We start from the raw sequence: 13,836 nt of genomic DNA on the forward strand, positions 1-13,836 counted from the left end.
ATGTACAAAATGAGACGGAGACACATGCAATGAGCGGCGACTATATTCTGTCGATACGCAAGGCGCCCAGCGCGGGGCGGATCAAGGGGAAGACGGCATGAGCATCCGTGATGCAGTTCTAGCGAACTTAAAGAAGATTACCGATCCGGTTTCTGGTCAGGATATTGTGAGCGCGGGTATCGTGCGTGCATTGAATGTTGAAGGCGATACCGTTCGGTTTGTGCTGGAGATCGATCCCAAACAGGCCGAGAAGATGGAGCCCGTACGCGCCACAGCCGAACAGGCGGCGCAGATGGTTGATGGTGTTTCCAAGGTCTCGGCAATGTTGACCGCGCATTCGGACAAGGCGCCGCCTGATTTGAAGCCCAAGCCAAAGCCCTCGCAAACCGGACCACAGGCCGTTCCCGGTGTGGACCGGATCATCGCGATTGCGTCGGGCAAGGGTGGCGTGGGCAAGTCCACCGTGTCGGTCAACCTTGCCTGCGCGCTGGCTGCTGAAGGCCGTCGCGTAGGCCTGTTGGACGCAGACGTATATGGCCCTTCACAACCCCGGATGCTGGGTGTGTCGGGGCGACCGGCCAGCCCAGATGGTAAGACGATCCTGCCGCTGCGCAATCACGGTGTCACCATGATGTCGATGGGGTTAATGACCAACGAAGGGCAGGCGGTTGTCTGGCGCGGCCCCATGCTGATGGGCGCCTTGCAGCAGATGATGAGTCAGGTGCAATGGGGCGCATTGGATGTGTTGATCGTTGATCTGCCCCCCGGAACCGGCGATGTGCAACTGACGCTGAGCCAAAAGTTTCAAGTGGATGGAGCCATTGTCGTCTCAACCCCACAGGATGTTGCTTTGATCGACGCCCGCAAGGGGATCGATATGTTCAACCAACTCAAGACGCCCATTGTTGGGATGATCGAAAACATGTCGACGCATATTTGCTCGAATTGCGGACACGAAGAACATGTCTTTGGCCATGGCGGTGTTGCCTCAGAAGCCGAGGCGCTGGGCGTGCCATTGCTAGGGGAAATTCCGCTGCATCTGGATATCCGAGTTGCCGCCGACGGGGGTGCCCCCATCGTGGTCAGCAAACCTGACAGCCCGCAAGCCGAAGCCTTCCGCAAGATCGCCCGCGACATGATTGCCAAGGGCAACGCGTGACCCAGCCGGTCTTTCCCCCATTGCTCAAAGGGCAACCTGCCAAGGCCGGCGAAGACCCGTTCGAGCGGGCCCAGGCGATGGCAGCGCTGGGCTGTGACGCGGGAACTGTGGTCCACAATATTCAGGCGGATCGTCTGCGCGTTGCGATAGTATTCGCGCCCGAGGTTCCGTTGCGGGATGCTATGGCGATGCTGCCGCTTTGTGCTGTCGGGTTCCAGAATGCGCTGGGCGCGCTGGCCCCACCCGAGGTCGCGGTGCACTTGGGTTGGGATGGGCTGATCTGTGTAAACGGTGCAAAATGTGGGACAATAAAAGTTGCAGCGTCGTCTGCCGAGGTGGATGAGGTTCCCGATTGGCTGATCGTTGGTTGGGAACTGGCCTTGCTTCAAACCAGCGATGCACCAGGGGAAACACCGGATGTTACCTCGCTCTATGATGAAGGATGCGCCGAGGTTTCTGCGACGCAGTTGGTCGAGAGCTGGTCGCGTCACATGTTGACCTGGTTGAACCGCTGGAACGAGGACGGTAACGCGCCGCTTCACGCTGAGTGGATGGGGCTGCTGCGCGGTGTCGGAGAACCTATTGGAGAAGGGGGTGTTTTTCTGGGCACCGATGAGCGCTTCGGTATGCTGATCCGCGACGGCGCGGACACTCATATACGCCCGCTGACAGAATTATTGGAGACCGCCAGATGAAACTCGCCCGTGCTATCCATTTTGATGAAAGCGATATGAACGTGTTTCATTCACCCGCAAGAACTGGTGAATGGAGCATCTCGGGCGGATTCGAGTTTTCGAACTGGAGTGAGGCTGATCTGGAAGGCAAGGCGCGTCAGGCCTTTGCCAATGGATGGCTGGGGCTTGAAACCTTCGGGCGCGTTACATTTGTTGCCGTCACACAAGTCGAGCAGGCCGAGATTGACCAAATCACGCAATATCTGGCCGAGCATTTCGTGCAATTCTACGGCGCGCCTTCGGTTGAAGCCGCGTTAGAAGTGGCGCAGGCCGAAGTCTCACATATGTCCGAGCTGTGCGAAGATCATGCCCCGAACACATTGCTGACCGTCGCCCGCGAGCTGACGGGGGCAGGGGTGCACGAGGCATTCCGAGTGATCACCCCGCAAGAGACGCAACTTGAAGCGTTGGCCGTCCACGGCTCGCTGGACGATTAGATCAGATCGGCGAAGCCGCCGAATTGTCCGCGCTTGAAGATCAGCCCCTGACCTGGGCGATGCATGACCTGTTCAACATGACCAACAAGGATCAGGTGGTCACCTGCCTCATGACGGTCCGAAAGACGGCAATCGAAGCGGGCGAGGCATTCCGCAAGTCGGGGGCGCCCGGCGTCATCCTCCTGCCAATCCGCATGGGAAAAATCGAACCCGTTTCGCGCGAATTGCAATGCTTGGTCGTGCTGGTCCTGCGCCATAACGTGGATCGCGTAATATTCGCAGTTGTGGAACGCGTCGTACCGGTTCGAATCCCGATCAAGACACCACAGGACCAGCGGCGGGTCCAGCGATACAGACGCAAATGAGTTCACCGTGATTGCTGCAGGGCCCTCGGAGGTATTTGTGGTCACAACGGTGACGCCGGTGCCGAAACAGCTCAGGGCCTCGCGAAAGGCAAGGCTTTGCTCGGGGCTGGGAATGAAGGTCTTTTCAGTCATCGCGCGCTCGTACATGGGCCTGTCTCAGGTGCCACGCGACGCCAGAATTGTCTACGGAAAGCTGCGGTGGTGGTAGTAATTTCTGGTCAGTTCAGGTCTTCAAGCAACCGTCCGTGTTTGCGAGTCTCGGTGATGACGTCGCCAAAGGTCACCAAATTACGGGCCGTAAGCATCGGTAGCATCCGAACCAGCACTTCGGCGGTCGCGACGGCATCACCCAAGGCCGTGTGACGCAGGGCTTCGGGAATTGTTATGCCAAGCCGTTCGCAGACAGCGTCCAGCGTATGCGTTTCGCTTGCCCCGAACAGCACCGCCGACAGCAGGACCGTATCCAGAATGGGGTGGCTCCATTCCACCCCCATACGCTCGGCATGGCGGCGCAGGAAAGCCATGTCGAATGGTGCGTTATGGGCAACAATGACGGCATCCCGGGCAAATTGGTGAAAGCTGCGACCGGCCTCGGCAATATCAGGCGCACCCTGAACCATCCGGTCGCTGACCTTATGCACTTTGGTTGAAGCTGGGGGGATCGGGATGCCGGGGTCGACCAGGGTATCAAGCCGTTCGCCTTCGACGATCTTACCCTTTACGACGCGCACCGCACCGATCTGTACGATCTCATCCTTATGCGGGAGCAGGCCCGTGGTTTCGGTGTCAAAGACTACGAAGCAGAGGTCCAACAGGGGTCTATCTTCAAACGCGTCGTCACCGGGTGTGTCGAGAAGTTCGAAATCGTAAACCAGCGGGCGGGCCGCGTCGGGTTCGATTTGCGCGGCACTGTCATCGAAGACCAGCATGTAACCGGGGGCATCGCCCAATGGTTTCATACGGGCAGAATACGATTGCCGCCCATCGACACTGGTTAGTGTGCAATGGACGTCTTTCCCGGTTTTGATTAGCTTCGCGTAGGAATCCGTCAGACCGGTCGCTTCGAGGTAGTCAAAAAGCGAGGCGTTTAGCCGAGGATGTGCGATCTGTGCCAACACCTCAGCCGCCTGCGCGTCATATAGAACGATCTGATGCTTCGGTCCGGCCAAAAGCATTGCAACCGGGATCTCGGTCAGCAGCGCGGTGAGACGCTGTTTTTCCGATGCCAGATGGGCCGTTTCCGCGGCCACGGCCTCAGCCGTGGTCATGGCGTTGGCAGCCAGTTGTTCGGCCAGTCCAGCGGCGGCTGGGGCCAGATCGCCCAAATAACGCGCCGCCTGAAGGTCCAAATCCGTGCTGACCCCGGCGTGTGCGCGCGCCCGGAGTTGGGCCGAGAGCCGCTCGATTGGTTTTGCAACGTTATCATCAAAAAGAAGCCAGACTCCGGCAACTAGCGCCAACATTCCAAACGCGATCAGTATCTCTGCGAAGATGAACGCATCCATAAGAGCGGGATCACTTGCCCTCTGATAACCGACCCACAAAGCCAGGGTGCTGATGATCAGCCCTCCTGCCGCAAGTAATAGGAAGAACAGGAACACCCTCAGGCGCAGGCTCAGATGGTTCAACATAGTCAGACCCCGCAGGTTGCCTCGATCACCGGATCTTCAGCGTCGATCTTGATCCAGCTGGCGTTCAGCAAACGTCCGTCATCGGCGAATTCGGCCCCGTCTGCCAGGTTGGCGCGGCTGTTTTCGGCGCAGTTTACAGCGACCGGCATCTTCGAGACCGGTGCCCAGCGACCAAAAAAGTAAAGATCGACCAGACGCTCGTCCGGCAAATTGGCATTGGTGCGTACCGATGTGGCGTCGATCGCAGCAAAGCGGTCGACAAAGGGCACGGCATACGTCCAAGGGCGATAAAAGGCGCGGCTTTCCACCTCCTGCACGATGGTGAGGCTGTCGGGCAGTTGGTCGCGCGTACGGTCATACCAAGAATACTCGCTGGTTATCGTCATACCGATCATCCCCGCACCTGCTGCAACCGGCGCGGCCCATTTGGGCAAGCGGCCCCCGGTCAGCTTGTTCACCACCATCACGACACCCGCAAAGGCAAAGCCTGCAAAAATCGTGCCGATCAGTTCCAGAAACATGTGATTTCTCCGTTCATTTCCAGTTTCTTAACCTAGCATTCCTTTGCCATGGCCAACCGCTGATTGCATGGTTTTTACCACGACAAAGGCATCGCGGAGATGACTTCGCTCAAAGTCCGACAATTCAGTGGGTGGCAGGTAATTGTCCGGTGCATCCCCGGATTTGACCAGACGCACTTGATGTTCCAATCGGGTCTCAGCGATCAGGTCATATGCGTCCAGTAAATCGCGTGCGCCAGACGCGCTGAGCACACCCGCAGCCTCGGCGGCGCTAAGACGGGCGCGGGTGTTCGCTTCGGTTAATTGTCCCTGCAGGCTGTAGATGCGTGCCAGATCCACGACAGGCACCACGCCATTATGCTTGAGGTCGAGCGTATTGCGATGCTCACCCGAACGTATGGTGGCGAATCCACGCAGCAGGCCCAGAGGAGGGGTGTGCTTGAGCGAGTTCGAGATCATATGCGCTACAAAGATCGAATTCGCATTGGCTGCCGCCAGCGTATCGGCCTGCAGGTCTGTGAACAGATCGAAGGACCCTCCGATGGGCCGCAGGTCAAACATCACCGAGGCCAGCATTTGCGCCTCGGGGTTGGGTTTGGCAATCCAGCCATTGAAATACTCGCGCCAGACACGCACGGGCTGGCACCAGCGAGGGTTGGTCGCCATCATGTCACCGGGGCAATAGAAATAACCGCAGGTATCCAGCCCGTCTGAGACGAATTTGGCCAGCGCAGCGAAGTAGGCCATATCACCGTCCGCCACACTGTCATCAAGCATCAGGCAATTGTCCTGATCAGAAACTCCGGTCTGTTCCTGCCGTCCTTGCGAGCCGCAAGCAAGCCACAAGTAGGGCACTGGCGGCGCACCCAGTTCAGCCTCAGCCAGTGCCAGCAACCGCCGCGTCGCAGTGTCTGCGATGTCGGTGATCAGCCGTGTAACGATCTCGTGCCGATTGCCACCCGCGACGAGTTGGACCAGCAGTTGTGGTATCTCAGCGGTGACTTGAGCCATCTCTTGCGGGCTGTCGGCGCGGGCAATTCGTCCTACCAACTCGGCAGAATTGACCGCCTGATAGCGGGTGAGGTCGGTTTGGGTTACGATTCCGACCAGCTTACCGGCCTCGGAAATTGGAATATGACCGATGCCACGTTCCATCATCACGTGTAATACGTCCGAGCCGATATCTGTCGGGGCAAGAATGATTGGATCGGCGGTCATGATCGCCGAAACCGCGGTGTCAGCGGGCATCGCCTCGGCGACGTATTTGCCGGAAATATCGCGGAGGGTTGCGATACCCAACAATCTGTCCCCTTCGGTCACGCAAAGCGATGAGATATGGCGGTCGCGCATGATCTGCGCGGCGTTTTGAACCGGAGTATCGGGCGGGCAGGTGGCAGGGTCACGAGCCATCAGCACATCAATTGCACTGGTAGCCAGGCTTTGCGGTCCGCTCCGCCCACCGCGTGAACGGTTAAAGAACTTGGACACCACATCGTGACCTTCGATCAGGTTTTTCACAAGGTCTGGCGGCAACACGATCAACACTGACGGCGTGTGCGCGCGCGCATGTGTGGCGGCTTTGCCGTCCTTCAGCAATCCGCGCTCACCAAAAGAATTGCGCAATCCCAGATGCGAAACGACAGCGCCGTTCTCATCGGTAATTTCTACCTGTCCTTCATAGATCACAAAGACGCCGGGCAGAGCGTTGCCCAACTGGTAAATGCTGCCATCGGCATCGACTTCGCGCACTTCGATCTGCTTGGCCAGATCGTCCAAAGCATCATGGGGCAACGAGTCATAGGGGTGTACAGACTTCAGAAACCGGGTGATTTCGTCATGGGACAGGGGCATTTACGCTCTCCGGAGTTCCGAATAAAAAATCCCGCCCGGTGGTGTGCCGGGCGGGAACAGTAAGTCGAAAGATGCGATCGAAGACAAGAGCCGCCGACCGCATCCCACTCAGTGATCCTGAGCTGCGCCCGCACCACGGGGAATGCGAATGCTTTCGACCATATCTTTGATCTCCTGCGGAGTCTCTTTGGTCATACCGGCAACGACGTAGGCGACGCCGAAGTTGATCATCGCACCGATGGCGCCGAACGAAGTCGACTTGATCGGACCCAGAAGCGGATCAGCATCGGTGAACGAGTTGGTGCCCGGAATGAACAGCCAGCCCTTATGCAGGAAGATGTAGACCAGGGTTACGGTCAGACCAGCCAGCATACCTGCAACCGCGCCGGTGTTGTTGATGCGGGTCGAGAAGATCCCCATCATCAGCGCCGGGAAGATCGAGGCTGCTGCCAGACCAAAGGCCAAGGCCACGGTTTGTGCCGCAAAGCCCGGAGGGTTGAGACCCAGGTAGGTTGCAACCACGATGGCTACAGCCATGGCAATCCGTGCCGCCAGAAGTTCACCCTTTTCAGAGATCGACGGGTTGATTGCACCTTTGACAAGGTCATGGGACACAGCCGACGAGATCGCCAGCAAAAGGCCCGCAGCGGTTGACAGAGCAGCCGCAAGACCGCCAGCAGCGACCAGACCAATCACCCAACCTGGCAAGTTGGCAATCTCAGGATTGGCCAGAACCAGGATGTCGCGGTTGAACTTGGTCAGCTCGTTACCGACCCAGCCTTTTTCTTCGGCGATTGCAGTCATCGCCTCGGATTTGTCGTTGTAGTACTGAATCTTGCCGTCGCCGTTCTTGTCTTCCCAATCCAGCAGACCGGTTTTCTGCCAAGTGGCCATCCAGTCGTAACGCGGATCATTGTCGATTTCCTCGACCGAAACAGCACCACCTTCGATGCCACCATTGGGCCACATCATGTCGGTGATGTTCAGGCGCGCCATTGCACCAACAGCAGGAGCCGTCAGGTACAGCAGAGCGATGAAGACCAGCGCCCAGCCCGCCGACCAACGTGCGTCAGACACTTTGGGAACGGTGAAGAAGCGCATGATGACGTGCGGCAGACCCGCAGTACCGATCATCAGCGACAGGGTGAACAGCACCATGTTAAGCGTATTCGAGTGGTGGGCCGTGTAGTCGTTGAAGCCCAACTCGGTCACGATGGCGTCCAGCTTGGTCAGCAGGGGTTCACCGCTGGCGGTGTCACCAAACAGACCCAGCGCCGGAACAGGTGTGCCGGTCAGCTGCAGCGAGATAAAGATGGCCGGGATGGTATAAGCGGTGATCAGCACGCAGTACTGAGCGACCTGAGTGTAGGTCACGCCCTTCATCCCACCAAACACTGCGTAGGCAAACACAACGCCCGCACCGATCAGCAGACCAGTGGTGTTGGACACTTCGAGGAAGCGGCCAAAGGCCACGCCAACACCGGTCATCTGACCGATCACGTAGGTCACCGACGCAACGATCAGACAGATCACCGCAACGATACGTGCGGTCTGGCTGTAGAAACGATCGCCGATGAATTCCGACACGGTGAACTTGCCGAACTTACGCAGGTAGGGCGCAAGCAGCAGGGCCAGCAGCACGTAGCCACCGGTCCAACCCATCAGGAAGGTCGAGTTGTCGTAGCCGGTAAAGGCAATCAGGCCCGCCATCGAGATGAACGAGGCCGCAGACATCCAGTCCGCCGCTGTCGCCATACCGTTGGTGACCGGGTGAACGCCGCGACCGGCGGCATAGAATTCTGATGTGGAACCCGCACGGGCCCAGATCGCGATGCCGATGTAAAGCGCAAAAGACGCGCCCACAAACAGCAGGTTGATGGTAAACTGATCCATGCCGATTACTCCTCGTCCACGCCGTGCTCAGCGTCGAGCTTGTTCATGCGCCAGGCGTAGTTGAAGATCAGCACCAGAAAGACCAGGATCGATCCTTGCTGAGCGAACCAAAAGCCCAGATCTGTACCGCCAACGGCGATGCCGGACAGCAGCGGACGCAGCAGGATGCCGAATCCAAACGATACCAGCGCCCAAATCGCGAGGCTGATGTAGATGAGGCGCAGGTTGGCCTGCCAATAGCCCTTGTCGGCTTCGGCAGTCTGCGCGGAGTTTGTTGAATGATCCGCCATCGCGGGTTCCTCCTTCGCTTCCCTCATTGGCGGCCCATTGCCCAACTCCTCCAGTGCGGTGGGCCGCTTCTCGGTTGTGCCAAACGCCCCGTGACGTCAGGCATAACTTCTCTGGTCCGCCAAGGCGGGTCCATTGAAGTATTCTGATTTAGGATCAAAGCCCTAGGGCTTATCTCCTCCCCTTATTTCATGACCTCGCCGACAATCCCTTGAAGGTCTTGCGCGATGTCGTCGATCTGGCCCATGGCATCGATGCCTTTCAGCACACCTTGGGCTTGATAGTAGTCAATCAATGGTGCGGTTTGCGCGTGGTAGGCAGCAAGCCGTGAGGCAACCGTCTCGGCATTGTCATCGGCGCGGCGCTTGAATTCTGTGTGTCCGCACTTGTCGCATTTGCCGTCTTCGACGGGCTGCTTGTACGAGTCGTGATAGCCCTCACCGCATCCGGCGCAGGTGTAACGACCCGAAATCCGCGTCACCATCTCGGCGTCTTCAACTTCAAGGCTGATGGCCGCGTTGATCTTCTGATCTGAAGACGCGAGCAGACCATCAAGAGCCTCGGCCTGGACTGTGGTCCGGGGGAAACCATCCAGTATGACGCCCTTGTCGCAGTCCGGTTCTGCCATGCGGTCGCGCAGGATCGCGATGACGATGCCGTCGCTGACAAGATCTCCTGCCTCCATAACCGCTTTGGCAGCATTACCAGCCTCGGTACCTGCGGCGACCGCGTCGCGCAGCAGATCACCGGTGCTGAGTTGTACAAGCCCGAACTTCTCTTCAAGCATACGAGCCTGCGTACCCTTCCCGGCGCCCGGAGGGCCGAGAAGGATCAGAACAGCGGGGGATATGGTCGTGGCAGCGTCCATCACATCCTCACTTGTTTGCCCGGTTTTCGATCAGGTCTTCGACCACTGACGGATCGGCCAGGGTCGACGTATCGCCAAGCGAACCAAAGTCGTTCTCGGCAATCTTGCGCAGAATTCGGCGCATGATCTTGCCCGAGCGAGTCTTGGGCAGGCCGGGGGCCCACTGGATCACATCAGGCGAGGCAATCGGGCCGATCTCGGTCCGGACCCAGGTGCGCAGCTCTTTCAGCAACTCATCCGACGGCTCGCGGTCATTCATCAAAGTGACATAGCAATAGATGCCTTGCCCTTTGATTTCATGGGGGTAACCAACCACAGCGGCCTCGGCGACGGCGGCATGGGCGACCAGCGCGCTTTCCACCTCGGCCGTGCCCATCCGGTGGCCGGAGACGTTGATTACATCATCGACGCGGCCAGTGATCCAGTAATCGCCATCCTCATCGCGACGGCAGCCATCGCCGGTGAAGTAGTAGCCTTTGTAGTCCGAGAAATAGGTCTTCTCGAACCGCTCATGATCGCCCCAGACGGTGCGCATCTGACCGGGCCAGCTGTCTTTGATGCACAGAACACCCTCAACGCCATTTCCCTCGATCTCAACACCGGATTGCGGGTCCAAAACCACCGGCTGGATGCCGAAGAACGGTTTCATCGCCGAGCCGGGCTTCATCGCATGCGCACCGGGCAGGGGGGTCATCAGGTGACCGCCGGTTTCGGTCTGCCACCAGGTGTCAACAATCGGGCATTTGCCTTTGCCAACAACTTCATTGTACCAGTTCCAGGCTTCCGGGTTGATCGGCTCGCCGACTGTGCCCAGCGTCCGGAGATCGCTCAGGTCGCATTTCTCGACGAACTCGGTACCCTGACCCATCAGAGCGCGAATTGCCGTCGGAGCGGTGTAGAACTGGTTCACCTTGTGCTTTTCGCACACCTGCCAGAAGCGTGATGCATCCGGATAGGTCGGCACGCCTTCGAACATCAGTGTGGTCGCTCCGTTGGCCAGCGGGCCATAGACGATATAGCTGTGGCCGGTGACCCAGCCGACATCGGCGGTGCACCAGTAAACGTCGCCTTCATGGTAGTCGAATGTGATCTCATGCGTCATCGCGGCATAGACCAGATAACCGCCGGTCGTATGGACGACACCTTTGGGCTGACCGGTCGAACCGGAAGTATAGAGAATGAAAAGCGGATCTTCGGCATTCATCTCGGCGGGTGCGCAATAGTCATCCGCTTCAAGCGCCATTTCGTTGTAATCATAGTCGCGGCCATCAATCCAAGTGGTCTGCCCACCGGTGCGTTTGACCACCAGACATTTCACGCTGTCTTTGCAGTGCAGCAGGGCCGCGTCTGCGTTGGACTTCAGCGGAGTCTTTCGGCCACCACGTGGTGCCTCATCGGCAGTGATGACGACCTTGGCATCACAACCGTTGACTCGGGCTGCCAACGCATCGGGTGAAAACCCAGCAAATACAATCGAATGGATTGCTCCGATCCGTGCACAAGCCAGCATCGCATAGGCTGCTTCAGGGATCATCGGCAGGTAGATCACAACGCGGTCACCTTTGCGCACGCCCATCGACTCGAGAATATTGGCCATGCGACAGGTGCGACGGTGCAATTCGGCGTAGGTAATGTGCTGAGCTTCGTCGTTTGGATCATCTGGTTCCCAGATGATCGCTGTCTGATCGCCGCGCGTATTCAAATGACGGTCAAGGCAGTTGGCCGAGACGTTTAGCGTGCCGTCCGCATACCAGTTGATACCAACCGAACCAAAATCATAGCTGACGTCTTTGACCTGAGTATAAGGCTTGATCCAGTCAACGCGCTTGCCTTGCTCATCCCAGAATGCTTCGGGGTTGTTGATCGACGCAGCGTACATATCTGCGTATTTGTCGGCGTCGACATGCGCACGGGCGACAGTTTCTGCGGATGGCGGATATGTCTTGGCATCTGCCTGGGCAGCGGTAGTCATCTTTGAGGCTCCTCCCTCTGGACTGGATTACATGGGATCGATTTTGCCAGCCGATCAGGCAATGTCGATCCGGTTCCTCCCCAAGTTGAATAATACGGGGATCAGAAAAGAAATAAATAAATTGCCATAATCCTTGGATTTCTTTGTAAAGAAATTTCATTTTCGGCACTAACATTGTAAATAATTCTGAAATTGTGCGTAATATACACCTTAAATCAGAAAGATAGCTGTAATGACATAAGTGCTCATTGGCATGTGTCTGGGGCTTTGGCCGATAGCTTCACTTTGATCTCGAAGTCTGGTGGCGATAACACCACTTCTCCTCGCAGGGGTTGGCAGCTTCTAGACTTGGCGCTAGCTTCACAATCAAGCATCCCGACAGGGGGCGCAACTAAGGGAGATACCACTATGAAAAAGATGTTGAGCGGTGCGGCTTTTGCCGCCCTGAGTGTGGCGTTTGTCACTGAAGCAGCCGCGACCGAATGGAATGCCTCGGTCTGGGGTAAGCGCCGCGCATTTACCGAGCATGTTGAGAAACTGGCTGAACTGGTGAACGAAAAAACCGGCGGCGATTTCACCATCAATGTTAGCTATGGCGGATTGTCGAAGCCCAAGGAAAACCTGGATGGTATCGAGATTGGCGCGTTCGAGATGGCGCAGTTCTGTGCGGGCTATCACCGTGATAAGAACCGCGCGATCACCGTTTTGGAACTGCCCTTCCTTGGCGTAAACACATTGGATGAAGAGGTGGCCGTCAGCCACGCAGTCTATGATCATCCAGCAGTCAAGGACGAGATGGCGCAGTGGAACGCGCGCATCATCATGACTTCACCGATGCCTCAATATAACCTTGTCGGTACCGGTGACCCTCGTGATGAGCTTGCCGAGTTCGACGGTATGCGCGTACGCGCCACTGGCGGTTTGGGGCAAGCATTTGAAGCGGTTGGTGGCGTACCTACGTCCGTGCCCGCGACCGAAGCCTATAATGCGATGGAATCTGGCGTGGTCGATACCGTGGCCTTCGCTCAGCATGCGCATTTGTCATTCGGGACGATCAACGAAGCTGACTGGTGGACGGCCAATCTGAATCCTGGAACGGTAAACTGTCCGGTGGTGGTGAATATCGACGCTTATGAAGCGCTGCCTGCCGAACATCGCGAAGCGCTGGACAGCTCGATTGATGAGGCTATCGATCACTATCTGGCCAACTACGGTGGACTGCTTGAAAAGTGGGATGGCGTGCTGGCAGAGAAAGGCGTTGAAAAGGTCGAGATTGACGATGCCGTGCTTGAGGAGTTTCGCGCCAAAGCCGCTGATCCTATTCGCGCGAAGTGGATCGAAGACATGACCGCCCAGGGTCTGCCTGCGCAGGATCTTTATGATCTTGTGCAATCGACACTGCAACAGCAGCGCGGCGGTAACTGATCGCCACAGCCGGGTGTCATTAGGCACCCGGCATCTCCTTCAATCAAAGGAATGCTGAGATGGCAGGACATGCCACGGTGCTTGAGGATGGCAGTCTTCTAAGCCGGTTGGATCACCGTTTGTTACGTCTAGAGCGTTTTATGGCGCTGATGAGCGGTTTCGCGGTTTTCGGGCTGATGGTGCTGGCTGTTGTGTCAGTCAGCGGCCGAAACGCGTTAAACGCGCCTTTGCCCGGATATGTTGACTGGATTGAACAGGCGATGCCCCTGATCGCGTTTCTGGGTATCTCGTTTGTGCAACGTGATGGCGGGCATATCCGAATGGATATCGTTATCTCGCGTCTGAAAGGGCGGGCGCTGTGGTTGTTCGAGCTGATCTCGGTTCTGTTGATACTGCTGCTGATGCTGGCGCTGGTTTGGGGTAGTTGGTCCCACTTTGACCGGTCCTTTGACTTCGGCGCTCCGATGTGGAGCCGCGACAGCTCGATTGATATCGGGATTCCTATTTGGCCAGCCAAGCTGCTGGCACCCGTTGCTTTTTCGGTGCTGTGCGCCCGGCTAATCTTGCAGGTCTGGGGCTATGGACGCGCCTTCATGCTGGGGCTCGAGGCACCGGTGGCCGTACCGCTGATACAGGATGCCGCCGCACAGGCTGCAGCCGAGGCCGAACAATTCGAAGGACGTAACTGACCC

13 protein-coding genes are annotated in these 13,836 nt (G+C 57.6%); 5 read left to right on the top strand and 8 right to left on the bottom strand.

Annotated elements, in window-relative coordinates; translation table 11 throughout:
• Positions 1-97 precede the first annotated feature (97 nt).
• The 3 genes from ACR0KC_RS00965 to ACR0KC_RS00975 are packed head-to-tail and all read left to right on the top strand — an operon-like array spanning position 98 to position 2,330.
• Entirely contained in the window at positions 98-1,159 is a 1,062-nt protein-coding gene (locus ACR0KC_RS00965; RefSeq protein ID WP_480771377.1) for an Mrp/NBP35 family ATP-binding protein, read from the top strand.
• Entirely contained in the window at positions 1,156-1,854 is a 699-nt protein-coding gene (locus tag ACR0KC_RS00970; protein ID WP_480704578.1) for a biotin/lipoate--protein ligase family protein, read from the top strand. The genes ACR0KC_RS00965 and ACR0KC_RS00970 overlap by 4 nt, the downstream gene beginning before the upstream one ends.
• Complete coding sequence (locus tag ACR0KC_RS00975) at positions 1,851-2,330, top strand: DUF6505 family protein (RefSeq protein ID WP_170801118.1); 480 nt, start codon at positions 1,851-1,853, stop codon at positions 2,328-2,330. Before ACR0KC_RS00970 ends, ACR0KC_RS00975 begins: the two co-directional genes overlap by 4 nt.
• Here ACR0KC_RS00975 and ACR0KC_RS00980 read toward each other — a convergent pair.
• The 8 genes from ACR0KC_RS00980 to acs form a co-directional block, all read right to left on the bottom strand.
• Complete coding sequence (locus ACR0KC_RS00980) at positions 2,327-2,827, bottom strand: flavin reductase family protein (RefSeq protein WP_480771378.1); 501 nt, start codon at positions 2,825-2,827, stop codon at positions 2,327-2,329. The two genes, ACR0KC_RS00975 and ACR0KC_RS00980, sit on opposite strands and share 4 nt — an antisense overlap.
• Before the next feature lie 86 nt (positions 2,828-2,913).
• A complete protein-coding gene (locus tag ACR0KC_RS00985; protein ID WP_170393352.1) occupies positions 2,914-4,326 on the bottom strand; it encodes a 3'-5' exonuclease in 1,413 nt (470 codons plus the stop codon).
• Between the two features lie 2 nt (positions 4,327-4,328).
• Complete coding sequence (locus tag ACR0KC_RS00990; protein WP_170393351.1) at positions 4,329-4,847, bottom strand: hypothetical protein; 519 nt, start codon at positions 4,845-4,847, stop codon at positions 4,329-4,331.
• A gap of 27 nt (positions 4,848-4,874) precedes the next feature.
• Positions 4,875-6,698: a DUF294 nucleotidyltransferase-like domain-containing protein gene (locus ACR0KC_RS00995; RefSeq protein WP_480704582.1), complete on the bottom strand. Its 1,824-nt coding sequence runs from the start codon at positions 6,696-6,698 to the stop codon at positions 4,875-4,877.
• 108 nt (positions 6,699-6,806) lie between these two features.
• Entirely contained in the window at positions 6,807-8,591 is a 1,785-nt protein-coding gene (locus ACR0KC_RS01000; RefSeq protein ID WP_170393349.1) for a sodium:solute symporter family protein, read from the bottom strand.
• Positions 8,592-8,596: 5 nt separating this feature from the next.
• A complete protein-coding gene (locus tag ACR0KC_RS01005) occupies positions 8,597-8,881 on the bottom strand; it encodes a DUF4212 domain-containing protein (protein ID WP_010439512.1) in 285 nt (94 codons plus the stop codon).
• Positions 8,882-9,063: 182 nt separating this feature from the next.
• Positions 9,064-9,747: an adenylate kinase gene (locus ACR0KC_RS01010; protein ID WP_480704584.1), complete on the bottom strand. Its 684-nt coding sequence runs from the start codon at positions 9,745-9,747 to the stop codon at positions 9,064-9,066.
• A 7-nt stretch (positions 9,748-9,754) separates the two neighbouring features.
• Positions 9,755-11,719 (bottom strand): acetate--CoA ligase, encoded by a 1,965-nt coding sequence (acs, locus tag ACR0KC_RS01015; protein WP_170405196.1) that lies wholly within the window; start codon positions 11,717-11,719, stop codon positions 9,755-9,757.
• 408 nt (positions 11,720-12,127) lie between these two features.
• Between acs and ACR0KC_RS01020 the strand changes: the two genes are divergently transcribed.
• On the top strand, positions 12,128-13,144 hold the full coding sequence (locus ACR0KC_RS01020) for a C4-dicarboxylate TRAP transporter substrate-binding protein (protein WP_170405200.1): 1,017 nt from the start codon (positions 12,128-12,130) through the stop codon (positions 13,142-13,144).
• 59 nt (positions 13,145-13,203) lie between these two features.
• Positions 13,204-13,833: a TRAP transporter small permease subunit gene (locus ACR0KC_RS01025; protein ID WP_480704587.1), complete on the top strand. Its 630-nt coding sequence runs from the start codon at positions 13,204-13,206 to the stop codon at positions 13,831-13,833.
• Positions 13,834-13,836 lie beyond the last annotated feature (3 nt).

Source organism: Ruegeria sp. CF3, from assembly GCF_056537365.1.